Raw genomic sequence first — 20612 nt, forward strand, 5'->3', positions numbered from 1 at the left:
AACGGCCGGGTCCGGACAATTCTAACATCTGCAGGAGCCAAGTAAATGTCTGAGCCTCCGCAAGGAAGCCCTTGGCGCAAGACGCCGCTGGCTGCCGGGCTTTATTTTGTCGCCACCCCGATCGGATCGGCCCGGGATATCACGCTCAGAGCGCTCGATGTGCTGGCCTCGGCAGATGTAATTGCAGCCGAAGATACCCGCACCGCGCGCAAGCTTTTGGAGCTTCACGGCGTCCCCTTGGAGGGCCGCCGGGTGATTGCCTACCATGATCATTCCTCACCGGCTGCCCGTGATGGCGTGCTGAAACTCGCCGCCGAAGGCGCCTCTGTTGCATATGTCAGCGAGGCCGGTTCGCCATTGGTCGCCGATCCCGGCTTTGCGCTGGGGCGTGCGGCAGCGGAGCAGGGGATTGCCACAACCACCGCACCCGGCCCTTCCGCCGCAATCGCGGCGCTCACCCTCTCCGGGCTGCCCTCCGACAGATTTACCTTCGCAGGCTTCCCGCCTTCCACCGGCGGCGCTCGCAAGCGATTTGTCGAAGAGATCGCCGCGTTACAGTCCACAGTCATCCTCTTCGAATCGCCCAAGCGCATAAACAACTTGCTAACCCTTTTGTGTGACACTGCCGGAGAAACCCGCCCCGCCGCGCTCGCTCGCGAACTCACCAAAAAGTTCGAGGAGGTCCGCCGGGGCACATTGGCCGAGCTCTGTGACTCGGTCGCAAATGACCCGCCGCGGGGCGAGATCGTTCTTGTCCTCGGGCGCGCTGAAAGCTTGGAGGCCGCGCCAGAGGCCATTGATGCCGCGCTGAGTGCTGCGCTCGGGCGATTGCGGGTCAAGGAGGCCGCCGCCGAGGTGGCAGCGGCTTACGGGCGGCCAAAGAGAGAGATGTATCAGCGCGCCCTTGAGTTGGCGCGCGACGATGGAGATGGCTGATGCCCTTTGACCTTGCGCCAAACCCCGCTCGCCGTCAGCGCGGTCGCCGCAACTATCATGCCGGCGCTATGGCCGAAGAGAGCGTTGCCCGCGTTTATTCTGATGGCGGAAGCGTGGTTGCCGAGAAGCGATGGCGCGGTGAAGGCGGCGAGATCGACCTTGTTGTCGAAGAGCCCGATACCGTGGTGTTCGTAGAGGTGAAGCAAAGCCGCACGTTCGATCAGGCCGCTGAAGCCATAACGCCGCGCCAGGTAGCTCGCATAATGGCTGCGGCTTCCGAGTATGTTGGGCGGTATCCCACGGCGCTCTCCACCCCCATGCGTTTTGATCTTGCCCTCGTAAACGGGCATGGCGAGGTCCGCATTCTTGAAGGCGCGCTCTGCACCTGAGCCGTTGCAACTCCTTGCCTGCTCCGCCATGAGAGGGGAGCTGAGAAAAAGGGGGACGCGCCATGAAGGCCGCCTTTCAGATGGACCCGATCGGTGGCGTTGATATCAACGCCGACAGTAGCTTTCGCCTTGCCGAAGAGGCACAGACGAGGGGGTGGGAGCTTTTCTTTTACACCCCCGACAAGCTGAGTTGGAAAGAGGGCCGGGTTGTGGCCCAAGGCTGGCCACTTGAAGTGCGCCGGGTGCAGGGGGACCATTTTACCCTTGGCGAGTCGCGGGAAATCGACCTGTCAGAAATGGATGTGATCTGGCTCCGGCAGGATCCGCCTTTCGACATGGGCTACATAACCACCACTCACATTCTTGAGCAGATCGGCGGCAAGACCCTGGTGGTGAATGATCCTTTTTGGGTGCGCAACAGCCCCGAAAAGCTGCTGGTTCTGAACTTCCCCGATCTAACACCGCCCACCGTCATCGCCCGTGATCTGGAGGCATTGAAGGCCTTCAAGGCCCAGCATGGCGACATCATCGTCAAGCCGCTCTACGGCAATGGCGGTGCTGGCGTGTTCCGCCTCGGCCCGGAGGATCGCAACCTCGCCTCGCTGCATGAGCTCTTCACCGGCATCAACCGCGAGCCGCTCATCGCGCAGCAATTCCTGCCCGCTGTTTCGAAGGGCGATAAACGGGTGATACTCGTCGACGGTGCACCGATTGGCGCCATCAACCGGGTGCCGCTGGCGGGGGAGACACGCTCTAACATGCACGTGGGTGGCAAGCCGGTGAAGGTTGAGCTGACCGAACGTGACCGAGAGATATGCGCCGCCATCGGCCCGCTCCTGCGCGAGCGCGGGCAGGTTTTTGTGGGCATTGATGTCATCGGAGATTGGCTGACCGAGATCAACGTGACCTCGCCCACAGGCATTCAGGAACTGGAGCGCTTTGATGGAATCAACGTCGCAGGTGCAATCTGGGACGCCATCGACCGCCGGATTGCCGAGCGGGGCTGATTGCGTCTGCCTCAGTGCGCCGGTGCGCCCACCGGATCCAGCAATGAGCGCCCGCCGTCCATCGTCACCACCTGTCCGGTAATAAAGCCAGCGCTTTCGGAGGCCAGAAACTGCACCACTTCGGCCACTTCTGAAGGCTGGGCGATGCGGGCCATCGGCGTGTGGCTCACGATGTCTTCTCTGTAGCCCTCGTTCTCATTGACCGCTTTGTTCAGCGAGGTCGTCAACACCGAGCCAAAGCTCACTGCGTTGACCCTAATCCGCTGCGCTGCCAGTGCCACCGCCATCGAGCGGGTCATCTGGTCGAGTGCGGCAGTCGAGACCGAATAGGCTAGCAGCCGGGGGTGCGTCCGGCGGGCGGCGATCGAGCTGAGGTTCACAACACAACCGATACCACCCTCACCTTCACTGCCCTCGGCCTGTTTGGTGAAGCGCTTGGCTACCAGCTGGGTCATTCGCAAGGCAGTCAGCAAGTTCTGTTGCAATAGTTCCTCTACCGCATCCTCATCCGGGTCGCCGGGAACCGAGGGCATCACCACCCGGTAGGCGTTCACCAGCACATCGACCCGGTCAAAGGCGTCAATTGCGGCCGATAGTAGATTGGCCTGACATAGCCGTTGGCGCAGATCCCCGGCGAAGTAGCGCAACTGGCTGCCTTCAGCCTCGGCCTCGGCGGCGAATTCCTCGGCCAGCTTCTTGTCGTCATTGTCTGCAGCCATCACGTTGGCACCGTGGGCCGCAAAATGCCGGGCAATCGCCAATCCCAGCCCGTGGCTGGCCCCGGTGACGATGCAGGTCTTGCCCTTGATCGAAAAGCTCATGTGCGCTCCCTCTCGGCGGCCTGTGAAGCCGCAGCTTAGTGCCTATCTGCGCCCTTGGCGAGCAGGTCGGGCTGCGGAGAAAAGCTTGAAGCGTGTATCCCCGCCGATCTCGTTCACCTCGCCAAAATGGGCGGCAAGGGCGGCCTCATAAGGCAAGTGACGGTTGGCCACCATCCAGAGTTTGCCCGAAGGTTTCAATGACGCGGCGGCAGAAGCGATAAACGCGGTGCCCAAGCCCGGGTCGGCGGCACGCGCCGGGTGGAAGGGCGGGTTCATCACCACGTGGTCTAAAGGATCTCCGAGCGGCGCAGTGGCATCGCCCCAAGTGAAGCGCGCACGTGGGTCGTCAAGGTTTTTGCGCGCGGCCTCGAGGGCCGCCCATTCGGCTTCCACGAGTTCCACGGCGACAACGCCCTCGCGCTTCAGCACAGCGGATGAAAGGTAGCCCCAGCCAGCACCCAGATCCGCCACCCGACCTTTCATCTGCGCAGGCAACGCTGCGGCAAGCAGTTCCGAGCCGGCATCGGGCCCATCCGCCGAGAACACGCCCGCAGCCGTCATCCATCCGCCCTCGGCCTCGCTCACCTCTGGCAAACGCCAGGCCGAGAAATCCCCGCCCGTGACAGCAAACACCTTGCCATGCGCTTTCGAGAACGCCGCCGAGGCGTCGCCCTGTTTGCGGGCGGCCTTCCAGAGGCTTTCTATCCCATCGGTCTTGGCCCCATCCACCAGCACCGGCCCGCCCAAGGCGGCAGCCTGTGCCAGCAAGTGCTTCGCCAGCGCTTTGGATCTTGGCACAAAGACGATTGCACCTGAAAATTCGCCTTCAGGAGCTTGCGAGACAGAGAAGCCTCGGCCTTTCCACGCGACGACATCGGGGTAGAAGCCCGTCACCACCTCGGCGCCTTCCGGCAGCCATGCCTCGCCCGCGCCTGGTCGAAACACGGCCAGCCGGCCCTCAGGCAGCTCAACTGCGCCCGCATCGAGCGCCATTTTTAAACGGGAGGTCATCGGGGCAAGGGCCGGGGCCCTACTCCTTTTCCATGGTGCATTGGAGGGGGTGTTGATGCCGCCGGGCAAAATCCATCACCTGCGCCACCTTGGTTTCGGCCACCTCGTGGCTGAACACGCCAACAACGGCGAGGCCCTTCTTATGCACTGCGAGCATGATCTCGAAGGCCTGCGCGTGGGTCATGTTGAAGAACCGCTCAAGTACATGCACCACAAATTCCATAGGCGTGTAATCGTCGTTCAGAAGCATCACCTTGTACATCGGCGGCTTCTTGGTTTTGGGCTTGGTCTTGAGCGCAATCGCCGGATCGCCGCCAATGGCGTCGTCTTCGTCGTCCTGCGACATGGTGATGGGCTCAAGGCGCATGGCGCTCCGTGGTATCTGTCTGGTGCATGGGATATCGGAGCCGTTATATATGGCCCGTGACCGCCCTGAAAAGGGTGAGATGGGAGAGAAACACGCAAAATGCCTGCCAAGACGTCGCAGAAACTCCGCTCCATCGGCTTCGATGCCGACGATACGCTGTGGCACAACGAGCGTTTCTTCCAGATGACGCAGAGCAGATTCGCGGAGCTTCTGGCAGATTTCACCGATGCCGAAGAACTCGATGCGCGGTTGCTGGAGGCCGAAAAACGCAACATCGGCCACTACGGCTTCGGGATCAAAGGCTTCATGCTTTCGATGATCGAAACTGCGCTGGAGGTAACCGAGCACCGTGTTCCCGGCGAGGTCATCAGCCAGATTCTCGCTGCCGGGCAGGACATGCTCTCGCATCCTATTGAGCTGCTCCCGCACGCGCGCGCGGCAGTGGAAGAGCTTTCGGGCAGTCACCACATCGCTCTCATCACCAAGGGAGACCTCCTCGATCAGGAGCGCAAGCTGGCCCAGTCCGGGCTGGGTGACCTGTTCGATGCGGTCGAGATCGTCAGCCACAAGACGCCGCACACCTATGCCCGAATCTTCGAAGGGCACGCGCCGGGCGAGGCCATGATGGTGGGCAACTCGATGAAATCCGATGTTCTGCCCGCCCTCGAAGTCGGGGCTTGGGGAATCTTTGTGCCGCAAGAGCTTGGCTGGGCGCTTGAGCATGCCGAACCACCACAAGCGCAAAGCCGCTTCCGCGAAATTGCAGATTTGGGCAAACTTCCGGCGCTCGTCGATGAGATCGGACAAAGCATCTAGCGGAAGGCCCCATGGTCGCCCGCTAGATGTTGCGCATGTGGCTTCGCTGCAACCTTAAAAAACCTCTCAAATGCCATGTTTTCGCACGAAAATTCCTGTGCTAGCGTGGTATCAAATCAGAACAAAAAATTGCCGACCGGAAAAATCCGGCGGCCTGAGGCAGTAAAAGGCAAGCGACGTGAGCACGCTCTCCACCAGGGGCCGATTCGGCCTTCTTATCGGACTATTCCTGATCACGCTCATGGGCATCTCGCTGCGCGCAAACGCGGCACCCTATGCAGCCATGGTGATCGACGCACGCACCGGCGAGGTGCTGCACTCCCGCAATGCGGATACGCGGCTCCACCCCGCGTCTCTGACCAAGATGATGACGCTCTACGTCGCCTTTCAGGCGGTCGAGCATGGCGAGCTTTCGCTCGATACCAAGATCCTCATCTCCAAGAAGGCCGCCGCCGAGCCGCCGTCGAAGATCGGGCTCAAGGCTGGTCAGCGCGTGGCCCTGCGCTATCTGATCCGCGCCGCGTCAGTGAAATCGGCGAATGATGCCGCTACCGCCATCGGTGAGGGAATCTCTGGTTCCGAGGCGGCTTTCGCCCGCCGGATGAACCGCACCGCCGCTGCGCTCGGCATGTCTCGGACAACCTTCAAAAACGCGCATGGTCTCACCGAGTCGGGCCATCTTTCGACCGCGTCCGACATGACCAAGCTGGGTCGTCACCTGTTTTATGACTATCCGGACTACTACAACCTGTTCTCGCGCATGAGCACCTCGACCATGGGCAAGACGGTGAATAACACCAACCGTCGCCTGCTCTCCGCCTACAAAGGTGCCGATGGGATCAAGACAGGCTACACCCGCGCTGCCGGGTTCAACCTCGTCGCCTCCGCCGAGCGCGGCAACGAGCGTATCATCGCTACCGTCTTCGGTGGGCGCAGCTCTGCCTCACGCAATGCCAAGGTGGCGGAACTGCTCGATCTTGGCTTTCGCCGTGCCCCCTCGCGCGTGGCGGTTCGCAAGCCAGCCAAGCCTGCCTACACACCCAATGACAATGGCCCCGCGCCGGTGATGACGGCCGCGCTGGAGTCGCCCACGCCAGCACCCAAAACGGGCGATGGCATCTACAAGGGCAAGACGATTCGTCTCCAACGTGCCGTTGCGAAATCCCTCCGGCCACGCCGTCGTCCGGGGTCTGAGCCCGCTGCGCCGTCGACAGATGTCACTGACGAGCTTTTGCTCGCCGCGCTGTCCGAAGAGATCGACTCTGCTGTCGCCGCTGTCGTTAGCGAAACCGATGTCGATCCGAAGGCGGAGGCAGCAAAGCTTGCAAGCATCGCACCGGCGACAACTCTTGAAACAGAGGAACAAGTGGCCGAGGCACTTGCCGAGCTGAAGGAAGAGCCGGCGGCTGAAGAAAAGACCGCAAAGCTCACCCTCGCCTCTGTCAGCCCCGTTGCTCGCCCCACGCTCGATGACGAGCCGGGCGAGGTTCGTGGCTCTGCTGGCGATCTGGAAATGGCCGTGGCGGAAGAACCGGGCACCTTCACCGCCGCTGGTGGACCCGCCATTTCGCCCTCACTGCTGCCCAAGCCCCGCCCGGTTCGTAGCGCTCGCCCGGCGCCTGAGGGCGTGCAGCTGGCGTCAGCCGAGTCAGCCCCAGCCGCAGTGGCCGCAGCCCCGGCCCGTGTTCAGCCGGAAGAGCCTGTTGTCATCACCCGCGCTTCCACCTCGGGCGGCAAGATCTGGGCGATCTCGCTGGGCAAGTATCCGTCGCGCTTTTCTGCCGAGAAGGTGCTGCTGAAGACAGCCCTCAAGGAGATGGAAACGCTCGATGGCTCGCTGCGCAAGGTGAACAACCGCAAAGGTGGGTTTGAGGCAATCTTCGTTGGTCTCTCCGCCGACAAGGCCAAGCTCGCTTGCGCTCGCCTTGAGGCGCGCGGCACCACCTGCACCGCGCTCGAGCCCGGCCAGGGCTGAGCCAAAGAAGAACAACGAGGGACGCGCCCGGCGGAGCAATCTTCCGGGCGCACCCTGTTCTAGGGTCTGGGTCTGTCGTCCCAATCGTCTGAGAGGATGCGCTGGCTGTCGCCCTCCGGGTCTTCAAATTGACGGCTCTTAACCGCCCACCAGAAGGCCCCCAGCCCCAGCCCACCGAGCACCAGTGAAATCGGGATCAGATAAACCAGAATTTCCACCTGTCGCTCCTATCTCAGCCGCAGCGCGTTGAGCGACACGGTAATCGAACTCGCCGACATTGCCAGCGCGGCCACAAGCGGCGTGGCCATCCCGGCCACCGCCAGAGGCACCGCAATCACATTGTAGGCCGTGGCGATCTGGAAGTTCTCGCGGATGCGCCGGACGGCCCTGCGTGACATTGTGACAGCCTCCGCCACGGGTGCCACGCTCTCTCCAAGCAGCACGATATCTGAGGCCACACGTGCCGCGTCGAGCGCGGTGGCTGGGCTCACGCTGGCATGGGCGGCAGCCAAGGCAGCTGTGTCGTTGAGCCCGTCGCCCACCATCAGCACCTTTGCGCCGCCAGCCTGCAATCCATCAACCCGAGCGGCTTTTTCCGCCGGCAGCACCCCTGCGCGGAAGTGCGTGATGCCAAGCGCCGCTGCAAAGCGGGCTACCGCACCGGGCGCATCGCCGGAGAGAAGTTCCACTTCACACCCTGCGGCTTTTAGGGCGGCTACCGCCTCCACCGCGCCCGGGCGCAATTGATCGGCGAAGTTAAAGGCCACCGGTGCGTCCTCGCCGACCGAGAGCCAGGTCGCTGTCTCTTCACCCGCCTCGGCTCCGACCCACTCGGCACGGCCCAAACGAGCCAACTGGCCTCCCGCAAGCGCCTCGGTGCCGTAGCCCGGCACCTCGCGCAGGCCCTCCACCGGCAACGGCAGTATGCCTTCTGCCCGCAGCGTGCCTGTCAGCGCCACCGCCAGCGGGTGGCCCGAGCCCATCGCGAGCGAAAGCGCGACCCGCTTGGCGGTCTCTGGCACCTCGGCGAGGTTCACAGGCTTCGGCGTGCCCATTGTCAGCGTGCCAGTCTTGTCGAACACCACATGCGTCACCTCAGCCAGCCGCTCCAGCGCGGTGCCATCCTTGATGAGCAGGCCCTTGCGGAAGAGCTTGCCCGAGGCGGCAGTGACAACGGCAGGCACTGCAAGGCCCAACGCACAGGGGCAGGTGATGATGAGAACGGCAGCGGCAATGTTCAGCGCCACCCGCGCATCCATCGTCGCCACGAACCAGCCGATCCCGGCCAGCGCCGAGAGGATATGCACCCCCGGCGCATAGAGCCCCGCCGCGCGGTCGGCCAGCGAGGTGTATTTGTTCTTTGCGCTTTCGGCGACGGCCACGAGGTCGGCCATGCGGTGCAGCGAGCTTTCTTTGCCTGCCGCAGTCACCCGCACGGTGAGCGGGCCGGTCAGGTTGACTTCCCCCGCGCTCACCACCTGACCCACCTCGGCGGCCACAGGCCGGGTCTCGCCGGTCAGCAGGGCGCGGTCCAACTCGCTTGCGCCTTCCACGATTACACCGTCCACCGGCATCCGCCCGCCCGGGCGCACCAGCACCGCGTCGCCCGGTGCCAGTTCGCCCACGCCCACCAGCTCTTCCACGCCTCCGACCATGCGCACCGCGCGGGGCACCTCCAGCGCGGCCAACTCCTCGGCGGCAGAGCGGGCCACGGCCCGCGTGCGGTAGTCGAGGTAGCGCCCCGCCAACAGGAAGAACGTGAGTGATAGGGCGGCATCGAAATAGGCATGTGCGCCGGAATGGATCGTCTCGTAAAGCGAAGTGCCCAGCGCCAGCAGGATCGCCAGCGTGATTGGCACGTCCATGTTCAGTCGCTGCGCCTTCAATGCCACGGCGGCAGAGGCAAAGAAGGGTCGCCCGGCGAACCCCACGGCTGGGAAGGCGATGGCAGCGCTTATCCAGTGAAACAGGTCGCGCGTCGCCCCCTCGGCCCCGCTCCAAACGGCGACCGAAAGCAGCATGACGTTCATCATGGCAAACCCGGCGACCGCGAGGCGCATCAGCAGGTCGCGGCCTGCCTTGTCAGCCTCGGTGCTGCTCAGCAGGCCTACATCAAGCTCCTGCGCCCTGAAGCCCGCCGCGCCAAGGGCGGCCACCAGCGCGCCGGGTTCAACAGCATCTTCAGCCTCCACCGTCGCGCGCTTAAGCGTCAGGTTCACCCGCGCCGAGGCCACGCCCGGCTGTGCGGCGAGCACGCGCTCAACGCCGCTGATACAGGCAGCGCAATGGATCTCGGGCAGCGAGAGCAAAAGCTCCTTCTCTGCCACGCCGCCTGCCGCCACGTCCCCCATGCCGGGCAGTGCAACGCAGGCCGGGCAGGCCGCAAGGCCGCCGCGTTCCACGCTGCCGTCCATCTTAGCCCCGCACCGTCAGGATGAGCCGCTGCTCAAACGGCGTGCCATCCACGGCATTGGCCTTCACCCGCACCTCCCAGCGCCCTTGGGCGAGGTCTACCGGTGCCACAAATCGCCCGCCTTCATAGGTAAACTCCGGCGTCCGATCCTGATTGCGCACCGTGGTGCGGCCCACCATCACTTCAAAATTTTCCACCACGGCTGGCCGCCCCTCTGGCCCGGTGACGGCAATTGCCAAAACACCGCTTTCGTACTGCGGCGCAACGCTCCACCCCAAAGCCTCTTGCGCTTCTCGCTTGGCGTCAAACTGCTGGCTCGCAACGTAGGAGTTTTTCACTTCCAGCCCGGGGAAAGTGCTTACCGCCTTGTAAGCCATCACCAAGTTCACACCGATGATCACGGCAAAGGCCCCTGCTGTCACCGCAAACACCTGCCTTCCGGTAATCTCGCCCATGCTTACTGTCCCTTCCCGTTAAAGCTGCTGTCCTTGTGTACCCGGTCGCCATTGCTGAGGTCTTCCACCCAGAAGCGAAACTCGGTCAGATCGCCCTCCGCGGCGGCCGAGCCTGCTGGGGCAAACACGTGGACCCGTTGCAGCATGGTTTCGTCGGCAGGCACCATGACCGAGCCGTAGGGTGTGCCCTCAATCGCCACGCGCAGCACCGGGTCGCCAGTGATGGCAATGCCAAAGCGTCGGTCTTCGCCGTGCTTGTTGCGCAGGCGCAGCTCGTAGGTGTTGCGAATGGTTCCGTCCGACATGGTTACAAACACCGGGTTTCGCACGGGTGCGACCGTCAGGCTGATGTCATCACGAATGAACAACGCCACCACGAGACCAATGCCCACAAGCGCCCAGAGAGCGGAGTAAAGGATCGTGCGCGGGCGGAAGATGTGGTGCTTCCACACGCTCCTTGCCTTATTCCCGGTGGTCTCCCATGCCTCATCCGAGATTGCGAGGTAACCAACCAGCCCACGCGGGCGGCCCAGCTTGTCCATCATCTCGTCGCAGGCGTCGATGCACAGCCCGCAGGTGATGCACTCCATTTGCTGCCCGTTGCGGATGTCGATGCCCATCGGGCAGACGTTCACACAGGCAAGGCAATCCACGCAGTCCCCTGCCGCCGGGTCTTTCGGCTTGCCGCGAGGCTCGCCGCGCCAATCGCGGTAGCCGATGGTCAGGGTGTTTTCGTCCATCATCGCGCCCTGAATGCGCGGCCATGGGCACATGTAGATGCAAACCTGCTCGCGCATGAAACCGCCGAAAACAAAGGTGGTGGCTGTGAGCACGGCGATGGTGGTGTAGGCCACCGGGTGGGCGTTCAGCGTGGCGAGATCGCGCAGCAGGGTTGGCGCATCGGTGAAGTAGAACACCCAAGCCCCGCCAGTCGCCAGAGCGATCAGCAGCCAAGTGATCCACTTCGTCGCTCTCAGCCGCGCCTTCCGAAAGTCCAGCTTCTTCTGCCGATGAAGGCGCAGTCGCGCGTTGCGGTCACCTTCGATCCAGCGCTCAACGAGGATAAAGAGATCGGTCCATACCGTCTGCGGGCAAGCATAGCCGCACCACACCCGCCCCAGCGCGGAGGTGAACAGGAACAGGCCCAGCCCGGCCATGATGAGCAGACCCGCGATGAAGTAAAACTCATGCGGCCATATCTCGATCCAGAAAAAGAAAAACCGGCGATTGGCGAGGTCTACCAGCACAGCCTGATCGGGAAGGTTTGGGCCTCTGTCCCAGCGGATCCACGGAGTGAGGTAGTAGACGCCGAGGGTGGCCAGCATGATCACCCATTTCAGAGTGCGGAAACTTCCTTTTACCCGACGCGGGAAAATTGGTTCCCGCGCGGCATAGAGGCTTTTTGGCTCTTCCGGCTCAACTGTGCTCACGATTCACGCCCTTTCGCGCATACATCCCGGATTGTGAATGTCATGGCGCGGGCCGGGCGACATTGACCTGAATCAACAAAGCTGATTCTTCACTGCGAGTTTTCGCGCTGGATTTCGGGGAGGCCAGATGCACTTGGCCCCGACCCTTCCAAGGAAACGCGCGAACAGGAAGGAGGGCCGGGGCCTATCCGGTCGAGCCGGAAGTGCGGAGCTTCGGCGGAAGGGAGGTTGCCTTGGCTCGCTATGTCTCCCTTCTACGCCTCGCGCGACTCACCGGCTTTGATCTGGGTCAAGCGGCGGCGGTTTTATGGGCCCGCAGCCATTTGACGAACTTCGCTGCAGGCGGGCGCAGCGGACCGGGCCGGGTGACGATGTGATAGCCCTCTGCCACCGGCCCCCGGTTGAACAGCACCGTGAGCGTCCCTGCTTCAATATCCTCCTCAATCAACGCGCGGGTGGTGGCGGCCACGCCCTCGCCTCTGCGGGCCGCATCCAGCAGGAAGTTACCGGGCAGATGGCTGTGCAGCTTTGCCCGCGCCTCCGTCACACCTTGGCTCTTCAACCACTCATCCACCTCATTGGTGCCGAACTCCTGAAGCCACGGCAGCTCCAACAGGTCTTCGGCGCGGCCGATCTCTCGGCCCGCCAAAAGCTTCGGCGCGGCGACGATCACATATTCTGACGCGATGAGCATTTCCGTATCCACGCCCGGCCAGTCGCCCTTGCCGTGGCGAATGGCAATATCCACGCCGCCGGGTGAAAGCGTTGCAAGCTGGGGCGAGGGGTTCAGCATCAGTTCCACCTCCGGAAAACGTTCGCGAAACCCGGCAAGACGCGGCATCAGCCAATGAGCTGCAAACATCGGTGTGGTGGTGATTTGGACCGGTCGCCCTTCACCCTGCCCGGTGATGCGGGTCACGGCGTCGCCAATGAGTGCAAAACCCCCGCTAACGGCTGCGCCCAGTTCTTCGCCAGCTTCGGTTAGCCGCACTGAGCGGCCATCGCGCTGCACCAGCGCTACGCCAAGGTGGCTCTCCAGCGCCCTGATCTGTTGGCTGATCGCAGCGTGTGTCACGCCCAAGGCCTCCCCCGCAGCCGTAATAGAGCCCGCCTCGGCCAGTGCCGCGAAAGCGCGGAGCATAGCGGGTGGGGGCAGGTCGCGCAGGGGCATGCGTTAGTATTCCTTACATACGAATATCTATTAAACTCGCGAATCTGCGCCGAGGCGTCAATGTTCATGGGGTAACCGTTGCACGAGAGGAGGTGCGAGATGTTCACGATTCTTTCAAAGGCCCTGTTCACGGCCACCCGGACGGGCAAGGGCCTTCCGCCCGCCGCGCGTCCGACGGCTCCCTGGCGGCTCACGCTGCCGCGGCTCACCGCGTTCCCCGACGCCTGATTGGTCAGCCGCATGATCGAAGGGCCGCCCCGGCTATCCGGGTGCGGCCCCTCTTTGTGTCCGAGCCTTCGGGTTGCAACGTCCTTCAAGCCGGTCTAGGTAGCATCCGTTATGTTATAACATAACTATTCAACCAAAGAGGACTTCAATGCAACCCAACCTCCTCGGCGCAACCTTCGCCGCTCTCCTCATCGCCATGCCTGCCGTCGCCGAAACCAAGCACGACCACGCCCATGACACGGAGGCCGAGCAGATCTACAAAGGCTACTTTGAAGACAGCCAGATCGCCGATCGTCCGCTGTCGGACTGGGCGGGCGATTGGCAGTCGGTCTACCCGCTGCTCACCTCCGGCCAACTCGACGAGGTTATGGAACACAAGGCCGCGCATGGGGATAAGACGGCGGAAGAGTATCGCGCCTATTACGAGACCGGCTACGCCACCGATGTGGATCGCATCGTGATCGAGGGCGACACTGTCACCTTCCACGGCGAAAGCGGACCACTTCAGGCCCGCTACGCCTACGACGGCTACGAAGTGCTGAACTACGAGAAAGGCAATCGCGGCGTCCGCTTCGTCTTTGCCAAAACCGAGGGTGATGCAGCTGCGCCTGCCTACTTCCAGTTCTCCGATCACAAGATCGCCCCCGGAAAGGCCGATCATTATCACCTCTACTGGGGCGATGACCGCGCCGCGCTGCTCGAAGAGCTGACGAACTGGCCCACCTACTACCCGTCCTCCCTGACGCCCGGCGAGGTGGTGCACGAAATGACGGCGCACTGACGCCAGCGCACGAAGAGGGCCGCCCCGGTCTCCCGGAGCGGCCCGCAACTTATGTGGCAGAGGCTTACTCGCCAGCCGCTTCAGCTGGCTCCTCGCCACCGCCGCGGGTGTGCACATAGGCCGACACTGCCCGGATCTCGGCTTCGCTCAACCGGGTATTCCAGTTGGGCATCACGCCGAAGCGGGCGTTGTAAACCGACTCGCGCACGTCGGCGTAATCGCCGCCATAGAGCCAGATTGCATCCGACAGGTTCGGCGCGCCCTGCTCCCGGTCGCCCTCGGCGTTCTCGCCATGGCAGGAAGAGCAGTTGTCTTCGAACACCACCTGCCCGGCCTCAACCAGCGAAGCATCCTGCGGCTCACCCGAGAGCGACATCACGTAGTTCACCACCTGGTCGACCTCTTCGTTTTCCAGCAGCTCGTCGGTGCCGAAGCGGGGCATTTCCGAGTAGCGGGCCTCGCCTTCCGGGTCGTCCTCGTTGCGGATGCCGTGGGTGATCGTGAAGTGGATCGCCTCCATGTCACCGCCCCAAAGCCAGTCGTCGTCCAGCAGGTTGGGGTAGCCCTTGGCCCCCGCAGCGCCCGAGCCATGGCACTGAGCGCACCATGTCCGGAAGACGGCGCCGCCAGCGTTCTGGGCAAAACTGGCCAGCTCGGGGTCGCTGTTGATCTCGTTCAGATCGGCGGCCACGAGCTTTAGCCGCATGCCCTCGTTGGCGGCGTCGAAACTGTCAATCTCCGCCTGCACCTCGGCGCGGGTCGAGTAGCCCAGCAGCCCTGCCGTTGCACCTTTCACCAGCGGCCAGGCCGGGTAGGCGATGGTGTAGCCAATGCCCCAGATGATGGTGGCGTAGAAGGTCCAGAGCCACCAGCGCGGCATCGGGTTGTCGTATTCCTGAATCCCGTCCCAGCTGTGGCCGGTTGTCGGAATGTCCTTTTCAGGCGTTGTCGGTTTCTTGCTCATTGCTTCGCCTCCTCGAGGCCCTCGCCCGCAGGCGTCTTTTCGTTCCGAAAGATCAGGTTGGCGCTCTCCTCATGGTCCTTCCGTGACCCGGGCCGAAAGGCCCAGACCACGACACCAAGGAAGAAGACGAACATGGCAAGCAGCACCCAGCTGTCGGCCAGTTCACGCATCCACGAATAGGTATCCATCTCGCGCGCCCTCCCTTACCGGCTCTCGTCGGGCTGGAAGGTGGAAAAATCCACCATCGTCCCGAGCACCTGAAGATAGGCCACCAGAGCATCCATCTCGGTCAGCTCTGCTTGGCCATCGAAGTTGCGCACCTGCGCAGAGTCGCCATAACGCTCGATCAGCCCGTCATAGTCGCTGTCCGGATCGGCCTGCGCGGCGAAGTCCTCTGCTGCCGCTTCGAGCATCTCGTCGGTGTAGGGCACGCCCACCATCCGGTGGGTGGCCATCAGCTCGCCCACGTATTCGCCCTCGATCGGCCGATCGAGCAGGTAGCCGTACTTCGGCATCACGCTCTCGGGCACCACGCTCTGCGGGTCGATAAGGTGGTCGACGTGCCACTCGTCGGAGTAGCGCCCGCCCACCCGGGCCAAATCCGGCCCGGTGCGTTTGGATCCCCACTGGAACGGGTGGTCATACTTGCTTTCCGCTGCTAGCGAATAGTGCCCGTAACGCTCCACTTCGTCGCGCATCGGGCGGATCATCTGGCTATGACAGACGTAGCAGCCTTCGCGGATGTAAATGTCGCGCCCGGTCAACTCCAGTGGCGAGTAGGGCCGCACCCCTTCCACATCCTCGATTGTGTTGTCGAGGTAGAAGAGCGGGGCGATTTCCACGATGCCACCGACGGTGACAACGAGGAAGGAGCCCAAGAGTAGCAGCGTTGCGTTGGTTTCAAGGATCTTGTGCTTGTCGAGAAGTGCCATTTTCTCAGGCCCCCCTTATTCAGCGGCGACAGCGGCGGCGGCGGGCACTTTTGCCTCACCCTTCCGCACTGTCATCCACAGGTTCCAGGCCATGATCAGCGCACCGGTAAGGTAGAGCACCCCACCCAGAGCCCGGACCACATACATCGGGAATTTCGCGCTCACCGTGTCGGAGAAGGCGTTGACCAAGAAGCCGTTGGCGTCAACTTCACGCCACATCAGGCCTTCCATGATCCCGGTCACCCACATCGAGGAGGCGTAGAGAACGATCCCGATGGTGGCGAGCCAGAAGTGCCAGTTGACCGCCGGAAGGCTATAGAGCTTTGCCCGGTTCCACAGCTTCGGCGTCAGGAAGTAGAGCGCCCCGAAGGTGATCATCCCGTTCCAGCCCAGCGCGCCAGAGTGCACATGGCCAATGGTCCAGTCTGTGTAGTGGCTCAGGCTGTTGACCGCGCGGATCGACATCATCGGGCCCTCGAAGGTGGACATGCCATAAAAGCCGATGGAGACGATCATCATCCGGATGATCGGATCGGTGCGCAGCTTGTCCCACGCGCCACTCAGGGTCATCAGGCCATTGATCATGCCACCCCAGCTCGGCATCCAGAGCACGATGGAGAACACCATGCCCAGCGTTGAGGCCCAGTCGGGCAGGGCGGTGTAATGCAGGTGGTGCGGACCGGCCCAGATGTAGAGGAAGATCAGCGCCCAGAAGTGGATGATCGACAGCTTGTAGGAGTAAACCGGCCGCTCGGCCTGCTTCGGGACAAAGTAGTACATCATCCCGAGGAAGCCGGCAGTGAGGAAGAAGCCCACTGCGTTGTGGCCATACCACCACTGCGTCATCGCATCCTGCACACCGGCAAACACCTGCACCGACTTGGCGCCGAAAATGCTCACCGGGATCGAGAGGTTATTGACCACATGCAGCATGGCCACGGTCACGATGAAGCTGAGGAAGAACCAGTTTGCCACGTAGATGTGGCGCTCCTTGCGATTCAGGATCGTGCCGAGGAACACCAGCAGATAAGCCACCCAGACGACGGTGAGCCAGATGTCCACGTACCATTCCGGTTCAGCGTATTCCTTGCTCTGGGTTGCACCCAGCAGGTAGCCGGTGGCCGCCAGAATGATAAACAGGTTGTAGCCCCAGAACACGAACCAGGCGAGGTTGCCGCCCCAGAGCCGCGCGGCGGAGGTCCGCTGCACGATGTAGAAGCTCGTCGCGATCAGCGCGTTGCCCCCGAAGGCGAAAATCACCGCAGAGGTGTGCAGTGGCCGCAGGCGCCCGAAGTTGCCAATCCCGTCTCCCAGGAGTTGGAAGTTCAGCCCCGGAAATGCCAGCTGGAAGGCGATAAAGGTGCCCACCAGAAAGCCGACAACACCCCAGAAGGCCGTGGCGACAACGCCGTAGCGCACCACGCCGTCCATATAACCTTCAGCGTTGAGCGCCGGTGCCGGCTTCTCTTCCCAGGTGGTGCGCACCGCCCAGATGAACATCCCCGCCGCTACGGCGCAGATGATCAGGGCGTGCACCATATAGGCCAGATCGCGCGCGTAGTTCGCAGCGATGGCCGCGAGCAGCGCGATCAGGCCGAACAGCACGATCTTCACGTAGTCCCACATGACAGTTTCCTTCTTTGTCCCCACGAAGCCGCACAGGGAATCCCCCCGCGAACGGTCCTCGAATTGGGGGCAAATTCGTCGGAACAGACGGCGGCGTCCTTGATTCAGGTCAATTTCTGGCGGCTCGAAATCCTGCACCCTGCTGCATAAGCCCGCCGGCGTTCTTTCCGGCCACTTCCGCGAGGAGACGATCATGATGGACCCGAAGACGATACTCGTCCCCCTGCTGGAGCCGCTGGCCGCTGGCTCCACGCAATCCCGGGCGCTGAACCATGCCGAGGCGCTGGCCGATACCTTCGATGCGCATCTGGAAGTGATTGGGATCGGATGTGATCGCACTCAGGTTGGCTACTACTACGCCGGGGCGACGGCCGTGGTGCAGCAGGAAACCTACAACGAAGCGCGCGCCGCCGCCGAGAAGATCGAGGCATCGGCGCGCGAGCACATGAAGGCCTCCGCCCTGCGCTGGTCAGTCGAGAGTGCAGTGGGCCAGATGGTCGCCCTGGCCGGGTTGATCACATCGCGGGCACGCTTTGCAGACTTGGTCGTTATGCCCGTGCCCTATGGCGACGGCAAAGGCACGGAGTATGAGGTCGCGCTTGAGGCGGCATTGTTCGACAGCCACGCCCCGGTGATAGTCCTGCCCGAAACCGCCACAGCGCCAGTGCGTCCGCGCCGCGCCGTTCTCGCTTGGAACCAAAGCCCCGAGGCGCTTGCCGCCATCCGCCGAGCGCTGCCGCTTCTGGCCGGGTCTGATCTGGTGAATATCGCCATCATCGACCCGCCACGCCACGGCCCCGAACGCTCCGATCCGGGCGGTGCGTTGAGCCAGATGCTCACCCGCCATGGGCTTCGCTGCGAAATCTCGGTGCTTTCGCGCACCATGCCCAAAGTGTCCGACGTTCTGGCACGGCACGTGGCCGACTTCGGGGCAGACCTGCTGGTTATGGGCGCATACGGCCATTCCCGCTTCCGAGAGGCCATCCTCGGTGGGGCAACGCGCGATGTGTTGGCGAAGCCCCCGGTGCCCGTGTTCATGGCGCGGTAGGGAAGAGTCTCGCCTGCTCTACGAGGCAACTCGCAGGGCGGGCAATCTGCCCACCACCCGGCCTAAACCATCACGCCGCCGTCCGAGTCATCGCCCGTTTCCACCATGAGCGCATCGTAGCTTGGCACACGCACCCGGCGCTTCCCCTCCAACTCGATCAGGCCGTCCTTCTTCAGTGCCGAAACCTGTCTGCTCACCGTTTCCAGCGTAAGACCAAGGTAATCGGCCATCGCTTCCCGCGTGAGTGGTAGATCAAAGGTAATCTCATCACCCATTGGCCCGCCAAGCCCCAGTGAGGCATCGCGACGGCCCAGAATAGCCAGCAGACTGGCAATCTTCTCCCGCGCTGTCTTTCGGCCCAAAATCAGCATCCACTCGCGTGCTGCGTCCAACTCGTCCAGCGTCATCTGCAACAGGCGCTGGGCGATATGCGGTGTGGATTCCATCATGTTTTCGAACGGCTTGCGCCGGAAGCAGCACATCGTGAGGTCAGTCACCGCCGTTACGTCATAGGTGGCCGCCTCGCGCCCAGGGCGGCCCACAAAATCCGAGGGCAGAAGCAAGCCCACCATCTGCGTTCGTCCGTCCTCCATCGTCTGGCTCAGCGTCGCAACGCCGGTGACAATCGAGCCGAGAAAATCCATGTGGTCGCCCGACCAGATCACCGTCTGCCCCGGCTCAAAGCTGCGGTAATACTTGATCTCTTCCAGTAGGGAGAGCTCGTCCTCGTCGCAGCGCGCACAAACTGCCCGATGGCGGATCGGACACGAGCCACAATCATGTGACGTGAACTTGATGTCGAGGACAGCCATTCTCTTCCTGTTGATCTGGGTCAAGGCAGCCCAGTGCCCCTGTCCAGTAACCTAGGCCAATGGAAACCACTGCACAACTTGCCCGCCACGGCCTCTTTGACGCACGTGTGCCCCGCTACACCAGCTACCCCACCGCCCCGCACTTTGCCGGGGGCGTTGACGAGGGGCGCTTTGCCAGCTGGCTTCGCGCGATCCCCGAAAACGGGCAGATATCGCTCTACATTCACGTGCCTTTCTGTCGTCGGCTCTGCTGGTTTTGCGCCTGCCGCACCCAAGGCACCTCTTCTGGCGAGCCGGTTCGCGCCTATCTCGACGTTCTGAAGGCCGAAATTGCGCATCTGAGTCGCAATTTTGCCTCCGGCGTGCGGCTTTCTCGCATGCACTGGGGCGGCGGCACGCCCACGCTGATGGAGGCCCCGATGATGGAGGAACTGGCAGCGGCCGTCGAGGCTGTGGTGCCGATGGCCCCCGGCGCGGAGTTCTCGGTCGAGATCGACCCCAATGAGATCGACGAGGCCCGGCTTGATGCGCTCGCAGCGGCGGGGATGACCCGCGCCTCAATTGGCGTGCAGGATTTCGATCCGGAGATTCAAAAGGCTATCGGTCGCGACCAGAGCTATGAGCTGACGGCCCGCGCAGTCGAGATGATCCGCGCCCGCGGCATCGAGAGCCTCAACGCCGATATCCTCTTCGGCCTGCCGCATCAGACCGAGGAGCGCATGGCCGACTCGGTCCAAAAGCTGATGTCGCTCTCCCCCGACCGGGTTGCGCTTTATGGCTACGCCCATGTGCCGTGGATGGCCAAGCGCCAGTCGCTGATTCCCACCGATGCGCTGCCCACCCCCGAGCAACGCCTCGCGCTATTTGAAACCGCGCGGCGGCTGTTTCGCTGGGATGGCTATGAGGAGATCGGCATTGATCACTTCGCTCGCCCCGGCGACGGGCTGGCCCGCGCGCTCCGCGATGGCCGCCTGCGCCGTAACTTTCAGGGCTACACCGACGACACCGCAACTGCGCTTGTCGGCCTTGGCGCCTCCTCGATCTCGCGCTTCCCGCAGGGCTACGCGCAAAACGCCTCGGCCACTTCGGCTTACACCCGAGACATCCGCGAAGGCCGTTTCGCAACCGCGCGGGGCCACGTGTTTAGCCGGGAAGACCTTTGGCGCGGTCGGATCATTGAGCAGTTGATGTGCGAGTTCCGCTGCGACGTGAAGGCCATCGTCGCCCTCGGGGCTAGCCCGCATTGGGTGCTCAGCGTGCTCAAGGGCATCACGGCAAGGTTCGACGGCGTAGTCAATCTCACCTCCGCTGGCATCGAGATTCCGCCAAAGGCGCACCCACTTACTCGCGTCATCGCCCGGGCCGTCGATGCCTATGATCTCTCCCGCGCTGGGCACAGCTCGGCTATTTGAGCCCGTTCCTTGCTCTAT

At 63.0% G+C, this 20612-nt stretch carries 22 protein-coding genes; 9 read left to right on the forward strand and 13 right to left on the reverse strand.

All coding sequences use genetic code 11. The features are described 5' to 3' along the window. Window positions 1–45: 45 nt before the first annotated feature. From rsmI to gshB, 3 genes are all read left to right on the forward strand, one after another. Entirely contained in the window at window positions 46–936 is an 891-nt protein-coding gene (gene rsmI, locus ACXAG6_RS04440; protein WP_475335404.1) for a 16S rRNA (cytidine(1402)-2'-O)-methyltransferase, read from the forward strand. After that, window positions 936–1325 carry a YraN family protein gene (locus tag ACXAG6_RS04445; RefSeq protein WP_140012802.1) on the forward strand — a complete coding sequence of 130 codons (390 nt, stop codon included), beginning with the start codon at window positions 936–938 and terminating at the stop codon, window positions 1323–1325. Before rsmI ends, ACXAG6_RS04445 begins: the two co-directional genes overlap by 1 nt. 62 nt (window positions 1326–1387) lie before the next feature. Further along, entirely contained in the window at window positions 1388–2332 is a 945-nt protein-coding gene (gene gshB, locus ACXAG6_RS04450) for a glutathione synthase (RefSeq protein WP_475335406.1), read from the forward strand. Between the two features lie 11 nt (window positions 2333–2343). Here gshB and ACXAG6_RS04455 read toward each other — a convergent pair whose 3' ends face one another. Genes ACXAG6_RS04455 through clpS form a run of 3 tightly spaced genes read right to left on the reverse strand, consistent with a single transcriptional unit; the run spans window position 2344 to window position 4531 of the window. After that, the gene (locus ACXAG6_RS04455; protein ID WP_475335409.1) at window positions 2344–3153 is read right to left on the reverse strand and encodes an SDR family NAD(P)-dependent oxidoreductase; all 810 of its coding nucleotides are present in this window, start codon (window positions 3151–3153) and stop codon (window positions 2344–2346) included. Window positions 3154–3195: 42 nt separating this feature from the next. Beyond that, window positions 3196–4146, reverse strand: a complete 951-nt coding sequence (locus ACXAG6_RS04460) for a class I SAM-dependent methyltransferase (RefSeq protein WP_475335411.1) — start codon at window positions 4144–4146, stop codon at window positions 3196–3198. A 37-nt stretch (window positions 4147–4183) separates the two neighbouring features. Beyond that, window positions 4184–4531, reverse strand: coding sequence for an ATP-dependent Clp protease adapter ClpS (gene clpS / locus ACXAG6_RS04465; RefSeq protein WP_475335413.1), 348 nt, complete (start codon window positions 4529–4531; stop codon window positions 4184–4186). A gap of 99 nt (window positions 4532–4630) precedes the next feature. On the opposite strand from clpS, the gene ACXAG6_RS04470 reads away from it, so the two are divergent. Together ACXAG6_RS04470 and ACXAG6_RS04475 are read left to right on the forward strand one after the other, a co-directional pair. Then, on the forward strand, window positions 4631–5347 hold the full coding sequence (locus ACXAG6_RS04470; protein WP_475335415.1) for an HAD family hydrolase: 717 nt from the start codon (window positions 4631–4633) through the stop codon (window positions 5345–5347). Window positions 5348–5588: 241 nt separating this feature from the next. Next, entirely contained in the window at window positions 5589–7322 is a 1734-nt protein-coding gene (locus ACXAG6_RS04475) for a D-alanyl-D-alanine carboxypeptidase family protein (RefSeq protein ID WP_475337917.1), read from the forward strand. A 59-nt stretch (window positions 7323–7381) separates the two neighbouring features. Here the strand turns inward: ACXAG6_RS04475 and ccoS are convergent, their stop codons facing one another. From ccoS to ACXAG6_RS04500, 5 genes are all read right to left on the reverse strand, one after another. After that, window positions 7382–7540 carry a cbb3-type cytochrome oxidase assembly protein CcoS gene (gene ccoS, locus ACXAG6_RS04480; RefSeq protein WP_475335418.1) on the reverse strand — a complete coding sequence of 53 codons (159 nt, stop codon included), beginning with the start codon at window positions 7538–7540 and terminating at the stop codon, window positions 7382–7384. A gap of 9 nt (window positions 7541–7549) precedes the next feature. Further along, window positions 7550–9736, reverse strand: a complete 2187-nt coding sequence (locus ACXAG6_RS04485) for a heavy metal translocating P-type ATPase (RefSeq protein WP_475335420.1) — start codon at window positions 9734–9736, stop codon at window positions 7550–7552. 1 nt (window position 9737) lies between these two features. After that, the gene (locus ACXAG6_RS04490; protein ID WP_475335422.1) at window positions 9738–10190 is read right to left on the reverse strand and encodes a FixH family protein; all 453 of its coding nucleotides are present in this window, start codon (window positions 10188–10190) and stop codon (window positions 9738–9740) included. A 2-nt stretch (window positions 10191–10192) separates the two neighbouring features. Beyond that, window positions 10193–11620, reverse strand: a complete 1428-nt coding sequence (gene ccoG, locus ACXAG6_RS04495) for a cytochrome c oxidase accessory protein CcoG (RefSeq protein WP_475335425.1) — start codon at window positions 11618–11620, stop codon at window positions 10193–10195. Window positions 11621–11909: 289 nt separating this feature from the next. After that, on the reverse strand, window positions 11910–12791 hold the full coding sequence (locus ACXAG6_RS04500) for a LysR family transcriptional regulator (RefSeq protein ID WP_475335427.1): 882 nt from the start codon (window positions 12789–12791) through the stop codon (window positions 11910–11912). 99 nt (window positions 12792–12890) lie between these two features. Between ACXAG6_RS04500 and ACXAG6_RS04505 the strand changes: the two genes are divergently transcribed. Both ACXAG6_RS04505 and ACXAG6_RS04510 read left to right on the forward strand, forming a co-directional pair. Beyond that, a complete protein-coding gene (locus ACXAG6_RS04505) occupies window positions 12891–13019 on the forward strand; it encodes a hypothetical protein (protein ID WP_475335429.1) in 129 nt (42 codons plus the stop codon). 148 nt (window positions 13020–13167) lie between these two features. Next, the gene (locus ACXAG6_RS04510) at window positions 13168–13800 is read left to right on the forward strand and encodes a ZinT family metal-binding protein (protein WP_475335431.1); all 633 of its coding nucleotides are present in this window, start codon (window positions 13168–13170) and stop codon (window positions 13798–13800) included. A 64-nt stretch (window positions 13801–13864) separates the two neighbouring features. Here the strand turns inward: ACXAG6_RS04510 and ccoP are convergent, their stop codons facing one another. The 4 genes from ccoP to ccoN are packed head-to-tail and all read right to left on the reverse strand — an operon-like array spanning window position 13865 to window position 17322. Beyond that, window positions 13865–14764 carry a cytochrome-c oxidase, cbb3-type subunit III gene (ccoP, locus tag ACXAG6_RS04515; protein ID WP_475335433.1) on the reverse strand — a complete coding sequence of 300 codons (900 nt, stop codon included), beginning with the start codon at window positions 14762–14764 and terminating at the stop codon, window positions 13865–13867. Beyond that, window positions 14761–14952, reverse strand: a complete 192-nt coding sequence (locus ACXAG6_RS04520) for a cbb3-type cytochrome c oxidase subunit 3 (RefSeq protein ID WP_140012816.1) — start codon at window positions 14950–14952, stop codon at window positions 14761–14763. Before ACXAG6_RS04520 ends, ccoP begins: the two co-directional genes overlap by 4 nt. A 15-nt stretch (window positions 14953–14967) precedes the next feature. Next, on the reverse strand, window positions 14968–15696 hold the full coding sequence (gene ccoO, locus ACXAG6_RS04525; protein WP_140012817.1) for a cytochrome-c oxidase, cbb3-type subunit II: 729 nt from the start codon (window positions 15694–15696) through the stop codon (window positions 14968–14970). A 15-nt stretch (window positions 15697–15711) separates the two neighbouring features. Beyond that, complete coding sequence (gene ccoN / locus ACXAG6_RS04530; protein ID WP_475335436.1) at window positions 15712–17322, reverse strand: cytochrome-c oxidase, cbb3-type subunit I; 1611 nt, start codon at window positions 17320–17322, stop codon at window positions 15712–15714. Window positions 17323–17515: 193 nt separating this feature from the next. Between ccoN and ACXAG6_RS04535 the strand changes: the two genes are divergently transcribed. Next, the gene (locus ACXAG6_RS04535; protein ID WP_475335438.1) at window positions 17516–18370 is read left to right on the forward strand and encodes a universal stress protein; all 855 of its coding nucleotides are present in this window, start codon (window positions 17516–17518) and stop codon (window positions 18368–18370) included. Between the two features lie 62 nt (window positions 18371–18432). Here the strand turns inward: ACXAG6_RS04535 and fnrL are convergent, their stop codons facing one another. Then, complete coding sequence (fnrL, locus tag ACXAG6_RS04540; protein WP_475335441.1) at window positions 18433–19182, reverse strand: transcriptional regulator FnrL; 750 nt, start codon at window positions 19180–19182, stop codon at window positions 18433–18435. 59 nt (window positions 19183–19241) lie between these two features. Between fnrL and hemN the strand changes: the two genes are divergently transcribed. After that, window positions 19242–20594, forward strand: a complete 1353-nt coding sequence (hemN, locus tag ACXAG6_RS04545) for an oxygen-independent coproporphyrinogen III oxidase (RefSeq protein ID WP_475335443.1) — start codon at window positions 19242–19244, stop codon at window positions 20592–20594. Window positions 20595–20612: the final 18 nt, after the last annotated feature.

It is taken from the genome of Vannielia sp. ABF1_015, assembly GCF_056160745.1.